Source organism: Candidatus Chryseobacterium colombiense, from assembly GCA_029203185.1.
Lineage (GTDB): Bacteria > Bacteroidota > Bacteroidia > Flavobacteriales > Weeksellaceae > Chryseobacterium > Chryseobacterium colombiense.
The window spans coordinates 771,581-795,969 of the sequence record CP119310.1 but is presented as its reverse complement, the minus strand read 5'-3'; the positions used below and the strand labels follow the sequence as shown (position 1 = coordinate 795,969).

Annotated in this window: 21 protein-coding genes; 10 read left to right on the top strand and 11 right to left on the bottom strand. The window is 34.5% G+C overall.

The features are described from left to right. Window positions 1–29: 29 nt before the first annotated feature. The 3 genes from P0Y62_03310 to P0Y62_03300 all read left to right on the top strand — a co-directional run bounded on the left by P0Y62_03310 (window position 30) and on the right by P0Y62_03300 (window position 4,221). Window positions 30–1,367 (top strand): TolC family protein, encoded by a 1,338-nt coding sequence (locus P0Y62_03310; protein ID WEK70585.1) that lies wholly within the window; start codon window positions 30–32, stop codon window positions 1,365–1,367. A gap of 5 nt (window positions 1,368–1,372) precedes the next feature. Next, window positions 1,373–2,419 (top strand): HlyD family secretion protein, encoded by a 1,047-nt coding sequence (locus P0Y62_03305; GenBank protein ID WEK70584.1) that lies wholly within the window; start codon window positions 1,373–1,375, stop codon window positions 2,417–2,419. A gap of 239 nt (window positions 2,420–2,658) precedes the next feature. Continuing rightward, the gene (locus tag P0Y62_03300; GenBank protein WEK70583.1) at window positions 2,659–4,221 is read left to right on the top strand and encodes a hypothetical protein; all 1,563 of its coding nucleotides are present in this window, start codon (window positions 2,659–2,661) and stop codon (window positions 4,219–4,221) included. Window positions 4,222–4,236: 15 nt separating this feature from the next. Here P0Y62_03300 and P0Y62_03295 read toward each other — a convergent pair whose 3' ends face one another. Continuing rightward, complete coding sequence (locus P0Y62_03295) at window positions 4,237–4,746, bottom strand: hypothetical protein (protein ID WEK70582.1); 510 nt, start codon at window positions 4,744–4,746, stop codon at window positions 4,237–4,239. 18 nt (window positions 4,747–4,764) lie between these two features. Further along, entirely contained in the window at window positions 4,765–6,450 is a 1,686-nt protein-coding gene (locus P0Y62_03290) for a hypothetical protein (protein ID WEK70581.1), read from the bottom strand. 158 nt (window positions 6,451–6,608) lie between these two features. Between P0Y62_03290 and P0Y62_03285 the strand changes: the two genes are divergently transcribed. Then, on the top strand, window positions 6,609–7,970 hold the full coding sequence (locus tag P0Y62_03285; GenBank protein WEK70580.1) for an aldehyde dehydrogenase: 1,362 nt from the start codon (window positions 6,609–6,611) through the stop codon (window positions 7,968–7,970). Between the two features lie 32 nt (window positions 7,971–8,002). Here the strand turns inward: P0Y62_03285 and P0Y62_03280 are convergent, their stop codons facing one another. Beyond that, window positions 8,003–8,587: a thioredoxin family protein gene (locus tag P0Y62_03280; GenBank protein WEK70579.1), complete on the bottom strand. Its 585-nt coding sequence runs from the start codon at window positions 8,585–8,587 to the stop codon at window positions 8,003–8,005. A gap of 79 nt (window positions 8,588–8,666) precedes the next feature. Here P0Y62_03280 and P0Y62_03275 point away from each other — a divergent pair, with 79 nt between their 5' ends. From P0Y62_03275 to P0Y62_03260, 4 genes are read left to right on the top strand one after another with little or no spacing between them, the layout of a single operon-like run. Further along, a complete protein-coding gene (locus tag P0Y62_03275; GenBank protein WEK70578.1) occupies window positions 8,667–9,545 on the top strand; it encodes a lysophospholipid acyltransferase family protein in 879 nt (292 codons plus the stop codon). Continuing rightward, a complete protein-coding gene (locus P0Y62_03270; GenBank protein ID WEK70577.1) occupies window positions 9,545–10,522 on the top strand; it encodes a glycosyltransferase family 2 protein in 978 nt (325 codons plus the stop codon). Before P0Y62_03275 ends, P0Y62_03270 begins: the two co-directional genes overlap by 1 nt. A 3-nt stretch (window positions 10,523–10,525) precedes the next feature. Beyond that, window positions 10,526–11,038, top strand: coding sequence for an endonuclease V (locus tag P0Y62_03265; protein WEK70576.1), 513 nt, complete (start codon window positions 10,526–10,528; stop codon window positions 11,036–11,038). Between the two features lie 3 nt (window positions 11,039–11,041). After that, complete coding sequence (locus P0Y62_03260; GenBank protein ID WEK70575.1) at window positions 11,042–11,596, top strand: 3'-5' exonuclease; 555 nt, start codon at window positions 11,042–11,044, stop codon at window positions 11,594–11,596. 48 nt (window positions 11,597–11,644) lie between these two features. Here P0Y62_03260 and apaG read toward each other — a convergent pair whose 3' ends face one another. The 7 genes from apaG to glgB form a co-directional block, all read right to left on the bottom strand. Further along, a complete protein-coding gene (apaG, locus tag P0Y62_03255) occupies window positions 11,645–12,031 on the bottom strand; it encodes a Co2+/Mg2+ efflux protein ApaG (protein ID WEK70574.1) in 387 nt (128 codons plus the stop codon). A gap of 79 nt (window positions 12,032–12,110) precedes the next feature. Beyond that, window positions 12,111–13,361, bottom strand: coding sequence for a 2-oxoglutarate dehydrogenase complex dihydrolipoyllysine-residue succinyltransferase (odhB, locus tag P0Y62_03250; protein ID WEK70573.1), 1,251 nt, complete (start codon window positions 13,359–13,361; stop codon window positions 12,111–12,113). 38 nt (window positions 13,362–13,399) lie between these two features. Then, on the bottom strand, window positions 13,400–16,213 hold the full coding sequence (locus P0Y62_03245; GenBank protein ID WEK70572.1) for a 2-oxoglutarate dehydrogenase E1 component: 2,814 nt from the start codon (window positions 16,211–16,213) through the stop codon (window positions 13,400–13,402). 123 nt (window positions 16,214–16,336) lie between these two features. After that, a complete protein-coding gene (locus P0Y62_03240; protein WEK70571.1) occupies window positions 16,337–17,377 on the bottom strand; it encodes a polyketide cyclase in 1,041 nt (346 codons plus the stop codon). 68 nt (window positions 17,378–17,445) lie between these two features. After that, the gene (locus P0Y62_03235; GenBank protein ID WEK70570.1) at window positions 17,446–18,714 is read right to left on the bottom strand and encodes a glucose-1-phosphate adenylyltransferase; all 1,269 of its coding nucleotides are present in this window, start codon (window positions 18,712–18,714) and stop codon (window positions 17,446–17,448) included. A 15-nt stretch (window positions 18,715–18,729) separates the two neighbouring features. Further along, a complete protein-coding gene (locus P0Y62_03230; GenBank protein ID WEK70569.1) occupies window positions 18,730–20,139 on the bottom strand; it encodes a glycogen/starch synthase in 1,410 nt (469 codons plus the stop codon). Between the two features lie 42 nt (window positions 20,140–20,181). Then, entirely contained in the window at window positions 20,182–22,122 is a 1,941-nt protein-coding gene (gene glgB, locus P0Y62_03225) for a 1,4-alpha-glucan branching protein GlgB (GenBank protein WEK70568.1), read from the bottom strand. A 321-nt stretch (window positions 22,123–22,443) separates the two neighbouring features. Here glgB and P0Y62_03220 point away from each other — a divergent pair, with 321 nt between their 5' ends. Then, the gene (locus P0Y62_03220) at window positions 22,444–22,680 is read left to right on the top strand and encodes a YtxH domain-containing protein (protein WEK70567.1); all 237 of its coding nucleotides are present in this window, start codon (window positions 22,444–22,446) and stop codon (window positions 22,678–22,680) included. A gap of 43 nt (window positions 22,681–22,723) precedes the next feature. On the opposite strand, the gene P0Y62_03215 is transcribed toward P0Y62_03220, so the two are convergent. Further along, a complete protein-coding gene (locus P0Y62_03215) occupies window positions 22,724–23,524 on the bottom strand; it encodes a class I SAM-dependent methyltransferase (protein WEK70566.1) in 801 nt (266 codons plus the stop codon). 191 nt (window positions 23,525–23,715) lie between these two features. Between P0Y62_03215 and P0Y62_03210 the strand changes: the two genes are divergently transcribed. Beyond that, window positions 23,716–24,378, top strand: coding sequence for a TerD family protein (locus tag P0Y62_03210; GenBank protein ID WEK70565.1), 663 nt, complete (start codon window positions 23,716–23,718; stop codon window positions 24,376–24,378). Window positions 24,379–24,389: the final 11 nt, after the last annotated feature.

Genomic DNA, 24,389 nt, shown 5'->3' with positions numbered 1-24,389 from the left:
CAATTTAGCAAAAAACCTTTAATTAAATTATGAAAATGATATTTGACGCACACAGATATCACTGTATTGCGTTGTGCTTATTATTGATAAGCAACCTTTTTTATTCACAGATGACCGATTATCAGCATCTCAGCTTACAGCAGGCTGTTGAGATTGGACTAAAGAATAATAAAAATATTCAGATTAGTCATCTAAAAAACGAAATGTCCGAAACAAAGGAAAAAGACCTGAAAATGGAAAAACTTCCGGATATTGAATTCCATACAAGCTACAACCAGGTTACCAATCTTTTTCAGCAGGAAAATGGCGTATTCGGAAAAGCTACAAAATATGATATTATCAATGGAATGTATGATTTTACGCTTTCGGCTTCAATTCCGGTGTATATGGGTGGTAAAATTAAAAATGCTGAGAAAAAAGCAGCTATTGACACTGAAATTTCATCATTAAAAACCCATCAGGATGAAAGACAGCTGACTATGGAAATCATCACGGCTTTTCTTCAGATCCATCATTTAAAAGAACAGCAGGGCTTGATTAATGACAAAATGAAAGAAGATTCTATAAACATCAAGCAGGTGAAAGCTTTAAAAGCAAATGGAGTTGTTACCGTAAATGAAGTTTTAAGAACCTCTTTACAGCTTTCTAATCATAAAATGAGCTGGACGGAGCTGGATAATGATATTCAGATTGCAGAGCATAAGCTTAAGACGATTCTCTCTCTTCCTGAAAACCAGGAGATGCACGTCAATACTGAAGACCTGATTTCAGAAAATGCTGAAATTCCTTATGTAGATGAGTTAACGGAAACTGCTTTACATAAAAACGAATCTGTAGAAATGGCTCATAAAAATCTTTCGCTTAAAGAGCTTGACCAAAAGATTACAAAAGCAAATTACTTACCCAAAATTACAGCCGGTGGAGAGTATTTTCTAAAGTATCCGAATATGATGTTTTTTCCTCCTGAACCTTATGCATACCGTTTAGGAATGATCGGAGTGAATCTTACCTACCCTATTGAAAGTTTGTATAAGAATAAGTACAAAATGCAGGAAGCCAAAGAAAATATTAACCTGGCAAAGCTTCAGATTGAAGAAAATGAAGAAAACATCAGACATAATGTGTATGAAGCTTACAAAAAGTTCGAAGAAACCGACCAAAAAGTACAGATTGCCGAAGAGGCAATTACCCAGGCTAAAGAAAACTACCGGATCGTAAGAACTAAATATGCGAATAAATTAAGCTTAATCACAGAATTAATTGACGCTGATAATGCTTATCTGGAAGCTCAATCGAATCTTATTTCCGTAAAAATTAACAGACAACTTAAATATTACCAACTCCAATATACGATTGGAAACTTATAAAAACTATGGCAAAGAAACAATTAACACAAAAGGAGAAAAGAATCAACAAAACGATTACTTTACTGGCCTGGATCCTCATTATCAGCGGGATCACTGGAATGGTAAGCTTTTATCTTTTTTCCAGAAAAAATGTTACGACCAACGATGCGCAGATCGAGCAATACATTACCCCGGTTTCCAGTAAAGTTTCGGGTTTCATCAAAACCATTAAGTTTAACGAAAATCAGTTTGTACATAAAGGGGATACTTTAATTGTGATCGACAATCGTGAATTTGTAAACCAGGTGAAAATGGCCGAAGCAAATCTTAATGCCAATTCAGAAAATATCAATACAATTGAAAGCGGCGTAAATACTAAAGCCAGCGACACTAAAATCATTGATGCTAAAATAGCTTCTGCAAGAATTGATATATGGAGAACTGAACAGGATTTTAAAAGATATAAAAATTTAGTTTCTGAAGATGCTGCAACCGAACAGCAGTTTGAAAATGTGAAGGCATCCTATGAACAGGCAAAAGCCAATCTTTTAGCTTTAGAACAGCAGAAAAATGCAGTGAGAGCAAGCGTGAACGAGCAAGCGACGAAAGTTGCCCCGGTAAAAAGCCAGATCCAGCAAAGTTCTGCCAGTCTGAACAATGCGAAACTTTTCCTTTCCTATACTGTGGTTACAGCGCCTTATGACGGCTGGGTGGGAAAGAAAACCATTCAGGAAGGTCAGTTGATTAAAGAAGGTCAGGCTTTGGTTCAGATCGTAAGCAAAGAAAAATGGATTATTGCCAATTATAAGGAAACGCAGCTAGGACAGATCGATCAGAACAAGGAAGTGATTATTACAGCAGATGCTTATCCTGACGTAGAATTCAAAGGAAGAATCGTTTCTGTCTCACCCGCTTCCGGTTCTCAGTTTTCTTTGGTAAAACCCGATAATGCAACAGGAAATTTTGTAAAAATAGAACAAAGGTTTCCTGTAAAAATTATCCTTGACAACAATCAGCATAACGAAAAATTACTTTCCGGAATGAATGTTCTGGTAAGTGCCAAAAAGATATAATTTGAGAAACCGAGGAATTGAGAATTGATGTGGAAGAACATGTATATTAGATTTTAATTTTTTCAAATTCCTCATTCTCAGATTTAAATTAACCATTAAATATTTTTAGCGAAAAGGCAAAGTTCAATTTTGCCATCTTACCTTTACTTTTACATATTGCTCTTTTGTCTTTTCGCTTTTCATTTATAAAATAAAGCAACTTTACAATTCGTCAATTTATACGATTTTGTTTAAAAATCATGCAACACAATACAATTTATCATAAATGGGTACCACAATGGCTGAAGCTGCCGCTTTTAATTCTGGCGCTGTTTCCCCACCTGATGCTGTTGTCGCTACTGCATTCCAATAGCGCCTTCACATCTTCTTTTATGGATGTAGATTCAGATGACATCCAATACTTAATGATTTTGATGTACGGGACATTTGTGGTTACCCTTTTAGTTATACAGCGATTCATGGCTTATTTCAGCGTGAAATATTATACATTGCTTATGTCTTCTGTATCCATTCTTATTTTATATGGACTTTCTGTTACCAATGATTATCATATCATTCTCGTCATCCGTTTTCTGGAAGGAATCTTCGGGGTAATGGAAGGTGCTATTTTTCTGCCACTGATTGTTGCCGAACTCAAGACAAGACACGCCAAAGAAATTGCTTACCTGTTTATGTATACCATCATTCTTACGGGGGGAACTCTTACAACTTCTCTTCTAAAATCGAGCATTGAAGATTATGATTTCAAGCATATGATTTTAATGATGGTGTATTTTCATGTTTTTGTACTCATCATTGCCTTTGCTATTTTCAATAAGAACAGATTTTTTCCAAAGAAACCTCTTTATCAGCTGGATATTACAAGCTGGTTTTTACTTTGGGTATGTCTTCAGGCTGGCGGATATGCATTAATTTATGGAAAAAGACTGATGTGGTTTGAATCTGATCTTATTGTTTTTTGTTTTCTAATTTTTTTATTATTCGGCGGATTGTTTATGCTGAAACAGAGAAATCAGCCACGTCCTTTCTTCCATTTCGAAGTCTTCAGTTCTAAAAACGTAATTGTAGGAGTTATTCTTTTCTTTATTTTTTACATATTGAGAGCTTCTATTAATAATGTATACAGTGTTATGGCAACAGTTTGGAAATGGCCTTGGGATTATATTGTAAAAATCCAGTACTGGAATGTTGCCGGAAGTCTTTTGGGTGTTTTTATTTCTGCTTTATGTATTACAAAAGGGGCTTCTTCAAGATTAGTATTCTTTACGGGATTTCTGATATTGGCGATCGATTCAGCCTGGTTTACCTATACTTTTTATCCCGACACTACTCTACAGACAATTTGTCCACCGTTATTTCTCCAGGGAGTTGGTCAGGGATTACTTTTTACACCTCTTGTATTCTTTTTAATTGCAGGAATGCCCGAAGAGTATGTTTCCAATGCAACTGCAGTAGGAACGGCAACCAGATTTTGGACAACAGCCATAGGATATGCTTTAATGCAGAATTTAATGCTGTTTTTAACATTAAAACATTCTGATTCTTTAAGTTCTCAACTGACAGATACTAATCCCGTTTTCTATTCTCAATGGAATCAGATATTTGGAGGCAATCTATCAAAACTTCCGATCAATGATTCATTGTCTGTAACCACAGGCGTTTTTAAAGCTAAAATTAATGCTCAGGCGATTCTTCTTTCTAATATGGAAATTTTCACCGGCTTATTCTGGCTGGCTTTGATTACCGCTGTTATTGTTTTACTCTATCATCCGGTGAGAATTGCAGTACGAAATATTATGTAAGTTTCTAATTTCTAACTATTCTCCCCAAAAGGTCCATACCGAACCATTGAAAACAGCCAGTTGTTTCTTCACAGTATCATAAACCATCATCCCGGCTGAAGGAGAAATAATATTGAGATGTGGACTGGCAACTTTAGGTAAAATCATCGCTTTGTTACTGTCTTCCAATACCAAAATTCCTGAAGTTGCCGTTGGTGTCCCGATAGCCACTTTTGCAGCCGGATTTTCATTCAACGCATCCTGTAGAACTGAGTCAGCAACTCCAGTTCCATCAATAGAAAGATCAACCCAGGCACTATTTTGATAAGATTTCACTTTTTTATCTGACAGATCAAAGACTAAAGTGCCATTCACTGCATTTTGTACGCTCGCTAAATCTGTTACCCATGGAAGAACAATTCCACGGTTAGCATTACCAAACTCTATCGAAGAAGATTCCGATTCAACAGTGGTTTTTCCTATTGCAACCTGCGAATAGATAAAACCAGAAGCCATTAAACTTATTATTAAAACAATTTTTTTCATTTTGATTTAATTTTAAAATTAATCAGGACATGTTTGATTATTGAAACATCTCCAACCTGTAGCAGTTCCATCAATATTCACCTGAAGACAGTTTTGGGTAGTGTTGTACACCATCATTCCTTCTTTCAGATCTGCCACAGGAATAGCTGCGACCTGAGCATCTGTAAGTCTGTTTAATACAAATCCTTTCGTTTTAGATTCCAATACCATCCATGCTCCTTTTCTAGCTTCGGGCCAGTTTGTCCCTCCTGAATTAGCTCTTCCCAAACCTGTAATTCCCAGATTGGAAGAAAGTACGGTTCCTGCATTTACAGCAGGTTTGTAGCAAGGTAAAGTTCCTCCGCCTGGAACAATTATGGTATCATTGGCAGTGTCACAATTGGTTGGATCTGCTTGCTGACAGATCTGATAAACCAAGCTATAAGTTCCTGCCGGTGTTCCTGGAGCAACGGTAACATGACCATCAGTCGTGTTTAGGGTAATATTTGGATTTGATGTTGAAATCTGGGACATGATAACATTGGCAATGGTTGCTTGCGGCCCATTATAAGTTTCAAAATCATTATCAAGAACAATTCCGGTAGATGTGCTTCCTGCATTAATTGTATAAGAATCATCCACTGCCATTGGAGGTAAATTCCCATTAATGGTAGCACAAAATCCAGGATTGGTAATAAGCGGGGCACTGCATGAATTGGTAGAAGCACAATCAAAAGTTACATTGGTAAGATATGTAGGATTACTATTCATAAAAACTGTACTTGGATTTGAAGCTCCTGTACTTCTTTTAAAATCGAGATTAGGTCCCATTACAGAATTGTTTACCTGAATGGCATTATTCACTTCAATATATCCTTTTTTAGAAGGCGATAAAGGGCCAACAATAGCAGCATTACCTCCTTGATATTGATTAATGAAAAGTTTTCCTTCATTATAAATCACCGCATCTGAAGGCGCATTGTTCATATTTCCGGTTGAAGTAAAAACACCGAAATTATAAATCTCGCTTGAATTTCCTGATAAATTAATATCTCCTCCTGCAGTAAAAGTCCCGGTATTATAAATAGATCCACCATTGATATTAAAACCGCTATTGGAAATAATCGTTCCGCAATTGATATAAACACTGTTTTCATTATTGCTGTAATTTCCGGTCAAAGAAATAAAACCACTGGATCTATTTCGAAATTTTGTAACAGCGGAATTACTCATATTCATATTTCCATTGATATCAAATGTTCCGTAATTATCAATGGTATTGTTGGTATTATCTCCGAATTGTAGAACTCCCAATTCTATAAGACCTTCATTTAAAATAATATTCTGCTGACCATTCATTGTAAAATTTCCGTTCCCAGAGCTCATAGATACGCTTCCTGTACTGAAAACATGAACATTAAGATCCGCAACAACAGTAATAGCCTGGCTAAAAAGAAGTGTTCCGTGAACATCAAAATAAGTCATGGCATTATTAACTCCGGAAATATTATTCTGAAATGTTACCGTAGTTCCGGAAGCAATACATACCTTTACATTAGCTCCAAAGCTTGGATTATTAAAAGTCATATTAGATGACAAACAGACCGTTGCATTATCCGGAAAATGAAAATTGGGGTCAGTTGGATTTGTGATCGTGCAGCCTGTACATTGGGCTTGTAACACGTAACTGATAAAAATGAAAGTTAGAAGTACAATTTTTCTCATTTTTAGTAATTTGGGGATAATAAATATACATTTTTTTTATCACAAAACAATGAAATAGCAATATTTTTATTATGTTAACAATATATTCAAATATCCTTAACTTTATCAATACTATTTTATAGGATATTAGATTGAAAAGATAATTAATCATTTACTTTATGGAAATTCAAGAAATTGTTCAAGAGCAGAAAGATTTTTTCAAAACCCAGGAAACGAAAAACATTAGGTTTCGTAAACGTTATCTTGAAAAACTGAAAAATTTAATCCTTGAAAATGAAGATCTTTTATACGAAGCTATTGATAAAGACTTTGGTAAATCTAAGTTTGACACTTTCACTACAGAAATTTCTTTTATAATAAATGACATCAATTATTATCTCAAAAATTTAAAGTCACTTTCCAAACCCCGAAAAGTCAGAACCAATCTCGTTAGTCAAATTGGAAAAAGCAGAATTCATCCGGAACCACTGGGAAATGTTTTGGTGATAGGAGCCTGGAATTATCCGTACCAACTATCCTTATCTCCCGTAATTGCAGCTTTGGCAGCCGGCAACTGTTGCATTCTGAAACCCAGCGAAATTGCGGAAAACACCATGAAGATCATGTCGAAAATCATCAATGAAAATTTTCCATCAAAATATGTATACGTTTATGAAGGAGGAATTGATGAAACAACGGAACTTTTGAAACTCAGATTCGATAAAATCTTTTTTACAGGAAGTACGAAAGTGGGAAAAATTGTTTACAAAGCCGCTTCAGAACATCTAACACCCGTTACTTTAGAATTAGGAGGAAAATCGCCTGCAATTATTTCTAAAGAAGCTAATCTTGAAATTGCAGCCAAAAGAATTGTCTGGGGTAAATTTTTAAATGCAGGACAAACTTGTGTTGCTCCCGATTATTTATGGGTTGAAAGAACTATTCAGGAAGAATTTTTAGCTTTATTGAAAAAATATATTCAGGAATTTAAATATCAATCTGGCTCAAATCATTACACAAAGATCATTAATCAAAAGAATTTTGAACGACTGATTAACTTAATTAACAACGATAGAATTTATGTTGGCGGAAGTTATAATAAAGAGCAATTATATATAGAACCAACCATTCTAAATAATATTGACTGGAACGATAAAATTATGCAGGAAGAAATTTTCGGACCTATTTTACCTGTAATTTCTTTTACTGATTTTAACCTAATTTTAAATGATATTTTAGGCCATGAAAAACCACTTGCTGCCTATTTATTCACCAATAATAATGAAGAAAAAGAAGCATTTGTTAAAAAGATTTCTTTTGGTGGAGGCTGCATCAATGACGTGATCATGCATTTAGGAAATGAAAACCTACCCTTTGGAGGAATAGGAAATTCAGGAATAGGAAGTTATCACGGAAAATTCGGTTTTGAGACCTTTTCCCATCAAAAAGCAGTGCTGGAAAAGGCAACCTGGGGAGAACCCAATATTAAATATCCTCCTTATTCAGATAAGAAATTAAGTTGGATCAAAAGATTTTTATAAAATAAAAACCGGAAAAAATTTCCGGTTTAAACTTATGATTTATTTGGAGTCCATCGGTTAAAGAACTCTTTTACTTTTTCAAGACTGTATCCTTTTCCTTCTTCCAATACATCACTTGGTTGTATATGGATCATTTTCCCGTTTTTATCCAATACAATAAATACAGGATAACCAAACTTATCACCAGGATTACCATATTCAGCAAAGATCTTTTCATTCTTGTTCTCCGGAGAATAATTTAAATGATAATACAGGTAATTCTTATCCACTACATTTTTCAGTTCCGGAGTAGTCTGTACATACTGATTAAATCTTAGACACCAGATACACCAGTTCCCTCCTGCCTGAATCATAATATTTTTCCCCTCTTTTTTTGCTTTTGCGATCAGCTTATTAATATCTGCCTGTGCATCAGCTTTAGGGTCATAAGGCTTAGGAAGTTTTGCCTTTTCTTCTGCCGCAGCTTTCTTCTTTGCTTCCAATTCTGCAGCATCACTTTTCACCAACAAAGCTTTGTCTCCCGAATTTATTTCTTCGGGTGTTTTTCTAATTTCTTTATTCTGAGCCCAAACTATACTGCTCAGAGCTACAAAAGCTATTAACGACACTTTTTTCATACTATAAAAATAAAAAAATAATACTTATTACCTGCAAAAATGAAACCATATTTTTATTATCCTTAAATTTGCATACTTTATGAATTTTTTAATCAAAATACTTTATTTAATTTCAAAGATCCCGCTTAAGATATTATATATTTTTTCGGATATTATTTTCTTTTTAAACTACTATATTGTAGGCTACAGAAAAAAAGTCATCTTACAAAACATTAAAAAATCCTTCCCTGATAAAACAGATGAAGAAATACAGGCCATCTTAAAAAAATTCTACCTCAATTTTTCTGATTATCTGGTGGAAACCGTAAAATCGTTTAGCATAAGTGAAACAGAATCCAGGGTAAGAATGCAGCATATCAATCAGCATTTATTTCATGAAGCTAAAGCAGAAGGTAAGAATATTATTCTCATGGCAGGTCATGTTTTTAATTGGGAATGGATGAATGCTTTGGCCACATTAACTCCTCAAAAGAATTCTCATCCGGTTTACAGAAAAGTTAACAGCAGTTTTTGGGAAGATCAGATGAAGAAAGTTCGGAATAAATTCGGAAATGAAGCTTTGGAAGCCAATGAGGTAATTTTAAATATCTTCAGAAATCAAAATGACGGCGAATCAATATATATGTTTGTTGCCGATCAGACTCCGCACGTTGCCCACGTCAATTACGGGTTGAAATTCCTTAACCAAAGAACTCCGGCTTTCATTGGATATGATAAACTGGCGACAAGAATGGATCTTATTTTCATTTATTGTGAAATGAAAAAAGTAAAAAGAGGTTTTTATCAGGTAAATTATCACCGAATCTATCCGGATGGAGAAAAATTTGTAAAAAATGAAGTAGTAAGAAAGTTTCACAAATTATTAGAAAACACAATCCATAAATATCCTGATAATTATCTTTGGTCACATCGAAAATGGAAATATCAGGATTCTATAAAAACTTATGACGGCGAATAATGATAGAAAATTCTAAAAAGCTTGCAGTTGTCATCTTAAACTGGAACGGAAAAAACTGGCTGGAAAAATTTCTTCCAAGCGTGGTTCGGTTTTCTGATGGTGCTGATATTTATATAATTGATAATGCATCAACAGATGATTCTGTAGAATTTCTAAAACTTAATTTTCCATCTGTAAAGATTGTCGTTAATTCTAAAAACTCCGGCTTTGCAGGAGGATATAATGAAGGGTTAAAGCAAATTGATGCAGAATATTATTGTTTACTGAATTCTGATGTAGAAGTTACTGAAAACTGGATTGAGCCTGTTTTAAGTCTTTTTGAAAGAAATCCGGATATTGCAGCTATTCAGCCTAAAATCCTTTCTTATACCGATAAAAGTAAGTTTGAATTTGCCGGAGCTGCGGGAGGTTTAATTGATAATTTAGGCTATCCTTATTGCAGAGGAAGAGTGTTTGATGAGGTAGAAGAAGACAAAGGACAATATGATGATGAAACGGAAATCTTCTGGGCTTCAGGATGCTGTTATTTTATTCGCTCACAAGATTTCTGGAATCAAAATGGTTTTGATGAAAGATTTTTTGCCCATCAGGAAGAAATAGATCTTTGCTGGAGACTGATTAATTCAGGAAGGAAAATTTATTATACCGGAAAATCTAAAGTCTATCATGTCGGAGGTGGAACCCTAAATAAGCAAAGTCCGCAAAAAACCTATTTAAACATTCGGAACAATCTTTCTATGATGCTGAAAAATTTACCTTTTCCCAAATTAGTTGGATTAATTCTCCTAAGATTATGTTTAGATGGAGTTGCCGGATTTTATTTGGGTTTGAAACAAGGATTTCCGCATCTTTGGGCTGTTTTAAGAGCACATTTTGGATTTTATGCCCAAGCTTCAGGAACCTGGAAACGCAGACAAAAATATCAGAAGAATAATTTCTACCAATCAAAGTGGCTGATTTTTAAACATTTTTTATAATTAATGAATTTAGTTTTCGACACTTATTACTTTGATAAGGACAAAGCCAATACCATTTGTCTGGCTTTTGAAAATTGGGAAAGTCCATTTCCTGATCGCAAGTTTTCTGAAATAAAAGAAGGCGTTGAAGAATATGTTCCTGGGCAGTTTTACAGAAGAGAGCTCCCTTGCATTTTAAGTCTTTTAGAGAAAATTAAACCCCAGATTGATAAAATTTCCTGTATTATTATTGATGGCTTTGTTTATCTTGATGATGATATGAGTCCTGGTTTAGGAAAGCATTTATATGATGCTTTAAATAGTGAAATACCAGTAATTGGTGTAGCAAAAACAAACTTTGCAACTGTAGAAAAATATAAATTAGCTCTAAAAAGAGGAAGCAGCGAAACACCTCTTTATATTTCGAGTGTAGGAATTGATATGAATAAAGCCCATGATCTCATTAGAAAGATGCATGGAGAACATAGAATGCCCACTTTATTAAAGAAAGTAGATATCTTAACAAGACAATTTTAAACGATGGATTTCTGCGCGATAGATTTTGAAACAGCCACTTTTGACCGTAACTCTGCCTGTGAGTTGGGGATTTGTGTAGTGCAGGATTCAAAAATTGTAGAAACAAAAACATGGCTAATAAAACCTCCGAGTTTTCCTTATTTCAGTCAAAGAAATATTGATGTACACGGAATTTTACCTCAAGATGTAAAAGATGCTCCTACATTTGAAGATATATGGTACGAAGTTGAAGAAATGATGTACGGAACATTGATGGTGGCACATAACGCTAGTTTTGATGCGAGTGTATTACGAGGCTGCTTGGATCATTACGGAATGTTTACTCCCCAATTAAATTATCTTTGCAGTATACAGCTGGCAAAAAAATCATGGAATTATCTTCCAAAATATGGGTTAAAAAATCTAGCGGAATACCATCAGATAAAATTCAACCATCACAGAGCAGGAGACGATGCAGAGGTTTGTGCAAAAATATCTTTATTAGCTTTCGAAAAATTATTTTTGACCAGTAATGAAGAAATTTCGGAATACATGAAAACTAAGATCAAAAAGCTTTGATTTTTAGTGCTTACACAAATTTGCATCGATGGTGAGCAACTATTTCATTTAATTACTCAAGACTTCAGACAGCAGATTAAATTTCGGAATATCAATTTCAAAATTTTCTTTGGTCTGTTCATTTCTTACCAAGTATTTACCACTCATATTCCCTACTCCGGAACGAAGCATTACATTCGAAAAATAAGCGAAGTTTTCGTTAGGTTCTATTAGCGGAGTCAAACCAATAACTCCATCTCCTACAATCTCTGTATAGCCGAAGCCAACATCGAAAATCAACCATTTTCTTTTAAGAATCTTAATAGGAAAATCTCCCTTATTTTCAATCACAATGTTATATTTGAAAACATAACGGTTTTCTGAGGGATAACTGTTCTTACTATCATATTCAGGAATTACTGAAACTCTGATATTAGATGTGATTTTAGAAAACATTTTTTTTCATTTTATTTATTAAATACAAAAATCTCGCCTTTTTCAAAGCGAGATTGTAAATATTTTATAATTCTGTAAATTATAATCCAAGACCTTTTCTTTCGTCTCCACCCATTAAAATTCCAACCGGGTTGTCGATCGCTTCTTTTACCGCAACAAGGAATCCTACAGACTCTTTACCGTCGATAATTCTGTGGTCATAAGACATTGCTACATACATCATTGGACGAATAACAACCTGTCCGTCAACAGCAACTGGTCTTTGGATAATGTTGTGCATACCCAAGATTGCAGATTGAGGAGGGTTAATGATTGGTGTAGACATCATAGATCCGAAAGTACCTCCGTTTGTAATCGTGAAAGTACCACCAGTCATTTCGTCAACTGTGATTTTTCCGTCTCTTACTTTGATTGCCAAATCTTTGATATTTGCTTCAACGCTTGCAAAAGACATATTTTCAGCGTTTCTCAATACCGGAACCATTAATCCTTTAGGACCTGAAACCGCAATTGAAATATCGCAGAAATCATAGTTTACTTTGAAATCTCCATCGATAGATGCATTTACATCCGGATACATTTGTAATGCTCTTGTTACCGCTTTTGTGAAGAAAGACATGAAACCAAGTCCTACTCCATGTTTTTGAGCAAATTCTTCTTTATATTGTTTTCTTAGTCTAAAGATCTCAGACATGTCAACTTCGTTGAAAGTAGTTAACATTGCTGTTTCATTCTTTACAGAAACTAATCTCTGAGCGATTTTTCTTCTAAGAACTGAAAGTTTAGTTGTTGTTGTAGATCTTGAACCTGTAGCAGAAAGTGGATTTCCACCAAATGCAGGAACAGCCGCTAATTCAGCATCAGATTTAGAGATTCTTCCATCTCTTCCGGAACCTGAAACCTGAGAGGCATCGATACCTTTTTCGTCAAGAATTTTCTTAGCAGCAGGAGACGGAGCACCTGTCGCATAAGTTTGAGGTGCAGCAACTGGTTTTGGAGCTTCCTGTTTAATTGGTTCAGCCGCTTTCGGAGCCTCCTCCTGTTTTGGAGCTTCTACAGCAACAGGAGCAGCGCTACCCGCAGGTTTTGCAGCATCCATATCGATTAAACAAACCACTTGTCCTACTTGTACCACGTCACCTTCCTCAGCTTTCAAAGTGATAATACCACTTTGTTCAGCAGGCAATTCAAGAGTTGCTTTATCTGAATCTACTTCAGCGATGGGTTGATCTTTTTCTACATAATCACCATCTTTCACAAGCCAAGTTGCAATTTCAACTTCTGTTATTGATTCGCCCGGTGAAGGAACTTTCATTTCTAAAACTGACATATCGTATTTTTTATTTTTTTATTGATTATTATTTATAATTAAGCCGTTACAGGTCTTTTTACAGGAGCATCATTTCTATCGAATACTCTGTTGATCACTGCATTTTGGTTTTTCTCAAACATTTTGTGGCTTCCCGGAGCCGGAGCACCGCTTGGGACAGGAGCAATCACCTGGATTCCTGTATCTCTGAAGTTTCTTAAGATATAGGACCAAGCTCCCATGTTTTCTGGTTCTTCCTGAGCCCAAACAATTTCTTTTCTGTTTGAATATTTTTCGAAGATCGCTTCAATAGCATCCGTCTGAAGCGGATACAGCTGTTCGAATCTTACTAATGCGATATTTTCAGCATTAAGTTCTTCTTTTTTAGTCAATAATTCGAAGTATAATTTACCTGAACAAAGCACTAATTTTTCTATTTTTTTAGGATCTGCAGTAGGATCATCTAAAATAGGTTGGAATCCTTTATTTGAGAAATCTTCAAGCGGAGAAACCACTCTTGGATGTCTCAATAATGATTTTGGACTCATTACGATCAACGGCTTTCTGAATGACCATTTCAATTGTCTTCTTAACAAGTGGAAATAGTTGGCAGGAGAAGTAATATTCGCCACTACCATATTTTCATTCGCACAAAGGGTTAAGAATCTCTCTAGTCTTGCTGAAGAGTGTTCTGCTCCCTGCCCTTCTGAACCGTGAGGCAATAACATTACCAAACCATCCTGAATTTTCCATTTTTCTTCTGCTGCAGCCAAATATTGGTCAACGATGATCTGAGCGCCATTTACGAAATCTCCGAACTGAGCTTCCCAAATTGTTAAAGTATTAGGAGAAGCCATTGCATATCCGTAATCGAAACCAAGAACTCCATATTCTGAAAGGTGAGAATTGAATACATCAAATCTGCTTTCAGAAACATGTCTTAACGGGATATATTCTTCCTCCGTATCTTCAGTTTTTACAACAGCATGTCTGTGAGAGAATGTTCCTCTTTCCACATCTTCTCCTGAAATTCTTACGTTGTGACCTTCTACAAGAAGTGTTGCATAAGCGAGCCATTCTCCAAGAGCCCAGTCTAATGAATTTGCTTCAATAGCTTTCAGTCTGTTTTCGAAAAGTCTCGTGATCTTATTCAGAAACTTTTTATCTGCCGGAAGTGTTGACATTTTAACTGCCAATTCTTTCAGCTTCTCTAAGTCATATTTTGTATCAACAGCTTCCTGAACAGCTCCTCTCTTTCCGATCGGATAGTTTGTCCAGTCTTCTGCCATGAAGACATCCATTATGTTTTTCTCAATTTCTTTAGAAGCATCAAAGTCTTTATCTAAAAGTTCTTTAAAATCTGCCTCCATTTTAGCAATAACATCGTTTGAAGTAATGCTGTCCTTTAATAATTTATCTTTATAAATTTCTCTTGGATTCGGGTGCTTAGAAATTGTTTTGTATAGATTAGGCTGTGTAAATCTTGGCTCATCTCCTTCGTTGTGACCATATTTTCTATATCCTAACAGATCGATATAAACATCTTTACCGAACTTCGCTCTGAAATCAGCCGCAAAGTGGATCGCGTGAACTACAGCTTCTGCATCATCAGCATTTACGTGCATTACAGGAGATTCTGTAACTTTTGCAATGTCTGTACAATATGTTGAAGATCTTGCATCCATATAGTTGGTTGTAAAAGAAACCTGGTTATTTACCACAATATGAACCGTACCTCCGGTTTTGTACCCTTCCAAAGTCATCATCTGAGCCACTTCATAAGCAATACCCTGTCCGGCAATAGCTCCGTCACCATGAATAATAATCGGTAAAACTTTAGAGTAATCTTTGTATTTATCATCTACTTTCGCACGGCAGATACCTTCTACAAGAGCTGCAACTGTTTCAAGGTGAGATGGGTTTGGTGTCAGGTTGATCGAAACTTCTTCTCCGGAAGCCGTTTTGATTTTTTTGGATGATCCTAAGTGATATTTAACGTCACCTGAAAATACATCTTCTTCAAATTCTTTCCCTTCAAATTCTGAGAAGATTTGCTTGTAAGATTTTCCGAAAATATTGGTCAATACGTTCAATCTTCCTCTGTGAGCCATTCCTAATACAACTTCATCAACACCCAGTTGAGAAGATCTAGAGATCAGCTGATCCAATGCAGGAATCAAAGTCTCCCCTCCCTCTAATGAGAATCTTTTCTGACCAACAAATTTTGTATGAAGATAATTTTCAAACGCTACTGCCTGATTTAATTTTAGTAAAATCTCAGTTTTTTCATTCGCCGAAAGATTCGGATGGTTTTCGTTAACCTGAAGCCACTGCTTGATGAAATCTTTTTCTTCAACGTTGTTGATGTGCATATATTCTACACCGATAGAATCACAGTAAATGTTTTCCAGGTGTGTAATTAGCTCCTGTAAAGTTGCAGGACCTTTCATTCCTGTTTCAACAGCACAGTTGAATTTTGTATTTAAATCGGACTTATCCAGACCGAAATTCTCGATATCTAAAGTCGGAGTATAGTGTCTTCTTTCTCTAACAGGGTTTGTCTTTGTAAACAAATGCCCTCTTGTTCTGTATGCTTCAATAAGGTTTACTACCTTAAATTCTTTCTTGATATGTTCAGGAACCTCTCCGTTGACTGCTGCCTGAGAAATTTGCTGTACTGCAGGAGCAGATGAAGCTGAAGCCTGAATGTATTGAATACTTTCATCATCACCATAGTTCTCCAAGGCAAAATCGAAACCTTGAAAGAAGGCTTTCCATGATGGTTCTAAAGAGTCCGGGAATTTTAAATATTGTTGGTATAAATCCTCAATTAATTGAGAATGAGCTGCGTTTAGGAATGAAAATCTGTCCATTATTACAGTTTATCTATTATTAAAATTTATTTGTAGAATTAATCCTCAAATTTAATAAAAAAACCGATGTGAAACAGTGCTAACTTATTAAAAATAACTATAAAAATGATAAATTTCAGTAATTTACTTATAAACTGATAAAGATAACTTCATATTCACATTCTGATCATCCATAGGTCGCTCTATGAAAGTCTGGCGAATATCTCCAAAACGCATTTCGTCTTTTTTTGCTTTCTGAATAAGCTGCTGAATTGCCTGTATTCTTCCGGCATAATTTCCTTTATAGTAAACAACATAATCCTGCGTAGGATTTATTGTCCTGAAGCTAAAGTTGTTATCTGTAACCCCAATTTTTTTAGATAGCGGAATTCCGATAAAATAAGAAACCTCTTTATCTTTGTAATTGTCTGCATCTGTTATCAAAACAGGGTAGCCGAATTCGTCTTCTTTTTTACCCAAATCCATGGTTACATAGTTATAAACTTTGTTATAGTTCATAACCACGTTTTTATATAAAGCATCTTTTTTATTGGAGGTACTGATATTAATTCCGAGTAATATTTTCTCTTCCTCTTTTTCAACCATAAGACTGTCGTATTTTATAGCAGCCATCTGATGGTCTTTTTCTACTTTATTGCCTAAAACATTCTTCAGGTTTGCCATACTTTTATCAATATTTTCGGCAAATCTATCTTCTGTCCAAAAGTTTTCAACTCTTCTCAGTACCGAAAGCTTAGGCGTATGAACATACCATATAATTTTAGTTCTTTCGGGAGAAACTGCTTTAAATTTCACATCAACTAGCGTAGGATTTTCATTTTCATCTTCAAAAAGCTGATATTTTAAAGTTTTATTTGGGTTTTCATAGCGGATAAACATTTCCCCTTCCCTGTCGTTTTTAGTATCTACATAGCTTATTGAACTCCCTTTTCCTTCGTAAGGGGTGTAATAATCTATATTTATGCTTTGAGAGCTCGTAAAAAAATTGTTCCAACGGGTAAAATGCTGCAGGTTGTTGAATTGAGAAAAGACTTTATCTAAGGGATAATCAATTTCTTTTTCAATTTGAAAATTTTTATTTTCCTCTACAAAAAAATACATGGAAGAAGCATAAGCTCCCACCAAAAGAACAATAAGTACAGCTAAAATCTTGAAAAAACGCATTTCACAAATGTAATACAAATAAAAAAAGTGACCAATATACTCGATCACTTGTTTATGTTAAAGAATTATTATCCGATATGAGTTCCCGGAGGTAAAACGGCACCTTTTTTCACCACTACAATTCCGTCCTGAACAGAATAAGTTCCATAGTCTCCATCTTTTAAATGTTTCCCTCCTATAATCCTCACATTATCTCCTATATATGAGTTTTTGTCCAAAATTGCCTTTTCAATATAGCAATACTTTCCAACACCCATATTGGGATTTCCTTTTTTATTATTTTTCAGAATTTCATCTGTATTTTGATAAAAATCCGAACCCATAATGTAAGAATTCACAATTGTGCTGCCTTTATCAATTCTTGTACGGTTTCCTATGATTGAATTTTCAATTTTATCAGCCATAATGATACATCCGTCTCCAAATATCGCCTTGCTTACATAGGAACCATTAATTTTTGAAGGAGGCAACATTCTCGCTCTTGTATAGATTGGAGAAGTAGAAAATAAGTTGAATTGCGGCAGATCCTGACATAAATCTAAATTGGCTTCATAAAAGGACTCAATAGTACCAATATCTGTCCAATAACCTTCATACTGATAACTCATGGTTTTATATTTCCCAATTGAGCTTGGAATAATATCTTTTCCAAAGTCGTCTCCGGCTCCTTCATCAAACATTTTTTTAAGAATGCTTTTTGTAAAGATATAAATCCCCATGGAAGCGAGATATTCTTTCCCTTTATGTTTATTTTCTTCCGAAACTTCAGATTTTAAATTGTCTAAAGCATCAAGAGCAGGCTTTTCTACAAAAGAAGTAATATTTCCTTCATCATCAGAGCTTAAAATTCCGAAACCTGTTGCATCTTTAGCATGTACAGGAATCGTTGCAATGGTAACATCACTCCCATTTTCAATATGAAAATCGAGCATTTCTCTAAAATCCATCTGGTACAACTGGTCTCCGGAAAGAATCAGAATATAATCATAATCATATTTTTCCAGATGCTTCATCGACTGGCGAACGGCATCTGCAGTTCCCTGATACCAATTATCGTTCTCTACGTTTTGTTCTGCAGCCAGGATATCAACAAATCCTTTACTGAAAATATCAAAATGATATGAGTTCTTGATATGTGAATTAAGAGATGCTGAATTAAACTGTGTTAATACCAGTATTTTATTCAGTCCCGAGTTTAAACAATTTGAAATAGGAATATCCACCAATCTGTATTTTCCTGCGATAGGAACAGCCGGCTTTGATCTTGTAAAGGTCAACGGAAAAAGTCTTGTTCCTCTTCCCCCTCCAAGAACAATAGAAATTACATTGCGATTCATATATTTTGTATTTTTTTAACTATTACCATATAATTTTAAATACTTCTCTGCAGATTTTTCCCACGCAAAATCAAAGCTCATATTGGCATGAATAAGATCTGTCATGACTTCTTTTTGATTATAAAGACTTAATGCCCTGTTCATAGCATGAATCATATCATCTACTCCAGGAAAAGCAAAATTAATTCCCGCTCCTCCCGTAGAAATATCAGCTACAGTATCTTTTAAACCTCCTGTATATCTTACGACAGGAATTGTTCCGTATCTCATTGAATACATCTGGTTCAAACCACAAGGCTCTACCCTTGATGGCATTAATAAAAAATCTGCTGACGCATATATTTTATGAGAAAGCTGCTCCTTATATCCCAAATCTAATGCAAAATTGGTATATGTAGCATCACATTCCTTCAATTTATTTTCAATATAAGGATCTCCTGATCCTAAAATAATAATATTTAAAGCTCCGTAACTTTGCTTTATACTCCTCCAAACCATATCCGGTAATAAATCCGCTCCTTTTTCTCCTGCAAAACGACCAATAAAAGCAAATAGAGGAAGCTCTGGCTTCAGGTTGTATTCTTTACAGATTTTTTCTTTATTCTTTTTCTTTCGTTCAACAACATTTTCTATATTGTAATTAAAGTCCAGCATAGGGTCGGTTTCAGGATCCCAAACTTCATTATCTATTCCGTTGATGATACCATATGCTTTTCCAAATTCCTGACGGACCAGACTTTCCAACCCTCTGAAACTTATAAACAGTTCTTCTAAATATCCTTCCGAAACCGTAGTAAATGCATTGCAACACTTAATCATTGTTGCCAATGGATTAATCTGACCTTTCCAGTCTAAAAGTCCCCATTTATAGTAATCAAACGACGGGATATATTTAGCCATCTCCCAGTTCATATTTCCCTGATATTCGCCATTATGTATCGTACCTATCGTTTTTACTCCTTTCAAAAAAGCAAATTCAGGACAATGCTCAGTCATAAAAGGGATTAATCCTGTATGATAATCGTGACAATGCAATACATCCGGACGAATTTCCATTGCACTCAACCAATGTAAAACACCATGTTGAAAAGCAATAAACTGAAAGTTCTCATCAGCATAACCATAAGGATTTTCCCGATCTAAAAGTCCTGGAATCTTAACCATGAACAATTCAAATCCCAAAGCGTTGGTTTTCTCCTTTAATACCTGCACCTGAAGCATATTCGGCCCCTGATGAATGAACCCATCAAAAACTATGTCAAACTCATGATTGTATATAAAAGATTTGTTATACCAAGGCATAACCACTTTTGAATCAATTCCTTTTATTTTGTTCTGATATTTGGGGAGAGCGCCTACAACATCTGCCAATCCTCCTACTTTTGCTACAGGATAACATTCTGTACTTAGATGATATATGGTCATATAATTTCTATAAATGTTTTATGTTTATCTAAATTTAGCGTGTTATTTTCTAAATTTACTTCTATGGTTTTTGTACTTCTTGTCTTTTGTCTGTTTCAGGATAACCCCTGCAAGAGGTGGTAATTTTAAGGCTATTGACTTCGGATGACGCATATACTCTTCATATTGTTCACCGAATACTTCCGGCTCTACTCCGCTTCCTGAATATCGTTCATCATCTGAATTGAAAATTACTTCCCAATGTGTTCCTGCTTTCACTCCTATTTTATAATCGATAACTTTAGGTAAAAGATTAAGGATGATCATAAAAACATCATCTCGTTTTTTCCCTTTTCTCAGGTATATGTATACCGAATTTTCCAGGTCATCTGCTTCAATCCATTCGAAACCATCTTTCTGGAACTGGTTTTCATAAAAGGCAGGGCAATCTTTATAAATAGAGTGAAGGTCTTTAACTAGTGTTTGCAATCCCTTATGAACAGGATATTGTAACAAATCCCAATCCAGGCTTTTAGTAAAATCCCATTCACTGGTCTGCCCAAACTCATCGCCCATAAAAAGAAGTTTTGCCCCGGGATGAGTATACATATAAACAAATAATGTACGGAGATTGGCGAATTTTTGCCACTCATCTCCAACCATTTTATAAATAAGGCTCGACTTCCCATGAACAACTTCGTCATGAGACAATGGCATCATATAATTTTCATTATACATATACATGGAAGCAAACGTAAGCTTATGATGATTATATTTTCTGTTTGTAAACTCTTCTTCAAAATAATCCAGCGTATCATGCATCCAGCCCATCATCCATTTCATTCCGAAACCGACTCCTCCGTCATGAACAGGTTTTGTCAGCATTGGAAAGTCTGAACTTTCTTCTGCGATAGTGATAATGGCATTACCAAATTCTTTATAAACAGCAGTATTAAATTCCTGCAAGAAAGCTTTCGCTTCAAGATTTACATTCCCTCCAAAAATATTGGGTTCCCATTCTCCTTCATTCCTTGAATAATCGAGATGAAGCATAGAAGTAACTGCATCCACCCGTAATCCGTCTATATGATACCGATCTAACCAGAACATGGCATTTGAAATTAAGAATGATTTTACTTCATTTCTTCCATAATTGAAAATATAAGATTTCCAATCCGGATGAAAACCCTTTCTGGGATCTTCATGTTCGTATAAACAAGTTCCATCAAACCTGTGAAGACCATTCGCATCTCCCGGAAAATGAGACGGAACCCAGTCTAAAATAACTCCTATATTCTGCTTGTGAAGTTCATCAATTAAAAACATTAAGTCCTGAGGAGAACCAAAACGTGAAGTTGCCGCATAAAAGCCTGTAATCTGATATCCCCAACTCGGATCATAGGGATATTCCATTACCGGCATGAATTCCACATGGGTAAATCCCATATCTTTAACATAAGGAATCAATTCTTTCGCAATATCTCTATAATTCAGAAAATTATTGGATTCACTTTTTCTCCAGGAGCCCAAATGCAATTCATACACAGAAATCGGAGCCTCTATGTTGTTTTTTCTCCACCTGTGTTGCATCCATTCTTTATCATTCCATTCGTACCAGTTAGTAGAAACCAAAGAAGCTGCCTGTATATTCTGTTCCCAGCTCAATGCATAAGGATCACTTTTTTCCAAAATTTCACCATGAGCTGTTTCAATGGCATATTTATATAAAGTTCCCCATTCTAATCCTTCAATAAATCCTTCCCAGATTCCGGATTCATCCCACCGTGGATATAGAATATGATCTGTTGAGTTCCACTTATTGAAATCTCCTATTACAGAAACCTTCGTTGCATGAGGAGCCCAAACTGAAAAATAAACGCCAGAAACTACTTCTTTATTTACCGAATGCGAACCGAATTTTTCATATAGCCGATAGTGTTTACCTTCTTTAAAAAGATAAATATCATGGTCCGTAAAAAGAGTATATGTTTTAACAGAATTCATATTCAGACGATTTCGAAATATTAGCATCAGAAAAAAGGTATTTCAAAATCTATTATAATTTTAAAATTTGGATGTCACTCAAATATATGACTTTCTACTGTTTATTTTAAAAGTTTTTATCATTAAATTTAAGTAATAGCTTTTTGATGTTTATATGAGATAATGAAATTAAGTTACAAATTAAATTTTCAATAAAACTACTCAGTAATTAAGAAAAAGAAAACTTTAACATTATTTTATTACACTCAATTCTATTTTGGCACACAATTTACTTACATATTATTATCAAATCTTAATTATTAACTTTTAAAACAAGAAATCATGGGAAATAAAACAAATGGCTTATTAGCGTTATTAGGTTTAGGAGCTTTAGCATATTGGAAGTATAAGAAATCTACTCCGGAAGAGCAGCAGGCTGTAAAAGATAAAATCAATTCAGCAAAAGATAATCTTAACAAATGGGGGAATGATATAAAAAATAAAGCTAATGAGGTAGCTTCTCAGGTTCAGGATAAAGTGGATGAAACTAAAGCAAAAGTTCAGGATTCCAACTTTTAATAAACTAAAAATTTAACATTCATATACACAACAGAAAAAGCCATCATAATGATGGCTTTTTCTGTGCTTTTAAAGAATAGACTAAAGGAATTTTGTTTCCGAATTGAGGAATTCTCCACTTTCCTTTCTCAAATTCTTCCACATGTTTGAAACAACGATAAGGTGACCAGTCATATTCATGAAAATCCTGTAATTCAATACCATTTTTTATCAAGTTCTGAATCACTTCTTCTAAAGAATGGTTCCACATGATGTACTTCTGTTTAAGATCTGCAGACTGATCGGCATAAGTTCCTTCATAGGTTTCTATTATGGGTTTTTCATTAAAATAATTATATACTACTTTAGTAAAATCATCATCAAACATCCAAACAACAGGATGAAATTCTGCCATAACAAATTTCCCGTTTTCTTTCAGAAAATAATTGATAATGTCCGCCCACTTTTTTAAATCCGGTAACCAGCCAATTGTTCCGTAACTGGTAAAAATAATATCGTATTTTTCATTTAAAAAATCAGGGAGGCTATATACATCACTGCAAATAAATTCTGTATCCGTTCCACATTTTTGAGCTAAATCTTTAGCTGTTTCAATAGCTTTATCCGATAAATCGATCCCTGTAACCTTTGCTCCCATTCTCGATAAGGAAATTGAATCCTGCCCAAAATGACATTGTAAATGCAATATTTTTTTATCCCTAATATCTCCCAAAAGCTCAAGTTCTATCGAGTTTAGAGACGTTCTTCCCTTCATAAATTCATCTACAAAATAAAAATCTGATTGTAGATGAAATTCTACTTTTGCATCCCAAGATTTTCTATTGATTTCCAGATAATTCTCCATTATGTTATTTATAATACAAGTTTAGTTATTTTAACAAATATATCACAAATTAATGAAAAAAATTCTAGCCATTGTAAAAATTCACATTTTTTTTACGCAAATTCACAGATTTATAAACAAAAAAATATATACATTTGTAAAACTACCATTAATAAAAACTAAAACCACCATTATTCAAATAAACCGTGCACATGTTAAATTTAAAAAAAGGAGATTTTTTTACTCTAAAAAAAAACACTGGACAAAATCTTACTGACTTCTGTTTAGGAGTTAGTTGGGGACAGGTGAAATTACCTCTGCCTTTTTATCTAAGCCTTTTTAACAGAAAAAGTTTAACAGAAATTGATCTTGAATTAACTTGTATTATGTTTGATAAAAATGGAAACAAACTTGACTGGATCCATTCTCCAAAATACAACAGCTGGCTTATTCAGAATAATTTTCCATTAGGAAAGCTTTCTTCTAAAGATGAAGCCTTGAAACATCAGGAAAATGATAATTCTTCTTTAGAAAGTTCTGACAAGAAATTAATCAAAATAAATATTGAAAAGATCAGTACCGATATTGATCAAATCTTTTTTTATCTCCATATTAATCCTAGAAAAATTAAAACAATAGATTTTTCTCTTGTACCTTTTGTAACAGCTCAGATATTTGAAGGAAATATCCATCAAATCAAGACAAAACATTGTCAATTTGAAATACCAAAGAGCAGTGAATCGGTAAAAAAGGGCACGTTACTTGTGGGAAGACTTTTTAAAATAAGTCATGAATGGAAATTTGAAGCAATCGGTAAAAACTTGTCGGATAAAAAATATGCTATGGAGAAAAAAGAATATGAGTATTTTTCATAAGTAAAACGTAA

Coding starts and splice junctions, on each gene's coding strand:
- P0Y62_03310 (WEK70585.1), top strand. CDS start 30: ATGAAAATGATATTTGACGCACACAGATATCACTGTATTGCGTTGTGC.
- P0Y62_03305 (WEK70584.1), top strand. CDS start 1,373: ATGGCAAAGAAACAATTAACACAAAAGGAGAAAAGAATCAACAAAACG.
- P0Y62_03300 (WEK70583.1), top strand. CDS start 2,659: ATGCAACACAATACAATTTATCATAAATGGGTACCACAATGGCTGAAG.
- P0Y62_03295 (WEK70582.1), bottom strand. CDS start 4,746: ATGAAAAAAATTGTTTTAATAATAAGTTTAATGGCTTCTGGTTTTATC.
- P0Y62_03290 (WEK70581.1), bottom strand. CDS start 6,450: ATGAGAAAAATTGTACTTCTAACTTTCATTTTTATCAGTTACGTGTTA.
- P0Y62_03285 (WEK70580.1), top strand. CDS start 6,609: ATGGAAATTCAAGAAATTGTTCAAGAGCAGAAAGATTTTTTCAAAACC.
- P0Y62_03280 (WEK70579.1), bottom strand. CDS start 8,587: ATGAAAAAAGTGTCGTTAATAGCTTTTGTAGCTCTGAGCAGTATAGTT.
- P0Y62_03275 (WEK70578.1), top strand. CDS start 8,667: ATGAATTTTTTAATCAAAATACTTTATTTAATTTCAAAGATCCCGCTT.
- P0Y62_03270 (WEK70577.1), top strand. CDS start 9,545: ATGATAGAAAATTCTAAAAAGCTTGCAGTTGTCATCTTAAACTGGAAC.
- P0Y62_03265 (WEK70576.1), top strand. CDS start 10,526: ATGAATTTAGTTTTCGACACTTATTACTTTGATAAGGACAAAGCCAAT.
- P0Y62_03260 (WEK70575.1), top strand. CDS start 11,042: ATGGATTTCTGCGCGATAGATTTTGAAACAGCCACTTTTGACCGTAAC.
- apaG (WEK70574.1), bottom strand. CDS start 12,031: ATGTTTTCTAAAATCACATCTAATATCAGAGTTTCAGTAATTCCTGAA.
- odhB (WEK70573.1), bottom strand. CDS start 13,361: ATGTCAGTTTTAGAAATGAAAGTTCCTTCACCGGGCGAATCAATAACA.
- P0Y62_03245 (WEK70572.1), bottom strand. CDS start 16,213: ATGGACAGATTTTCATTCCTAAACGCAGCTCATTCTCAATTAATTGAG.
- P0Y62_03240 (WEK70571.1), bottom strand. CDS start 17,377: ATGCGTTTTTTCAAGATTTTAGCTGTACTTATTGTTCTTTTGGTGGGA.
- P0Y62_03235 (WEK70570.1), bottom strand. CDS start 18,714: ATGAATCGCAATGTAATTTCTATTGTTCTTGGAGGGGGAAGAGGAACA.
- P0Y62_03230 (WEK70569.1), bottom strand. CDS start 20,139: ATGACCATATATCATCTAAGTACAGAATGTTATCCTGTAGCAAAAGTA.
- glgB (WEK70568.1), bottom strand. CDS start 22,122: ATGAATTCTGTTAAAACATATACTCTTTTTACGGACCATGATATTTAT.
- P0Y62_03220 (WEK70567.1), top strand. CDS start 22,444: ATGGGAAATAAAACAAATGGCTTATTAGCGTTATTAGGTTTAGGAGCT.
- P0Y62_03215 (WEK70566.1), bottom strand. CDS start 23,524: ATGGAGAATTATCTGGAAATCAATAGAAAATCTTGGGATGCAAAAGTA.
- P0Y62_03210 (WEK70565.1), top strand. CDS start 23,716: ATGTTAAATTTAAAAAAAGGAGATTTTTTTACTCTAAAAAAAAACACT.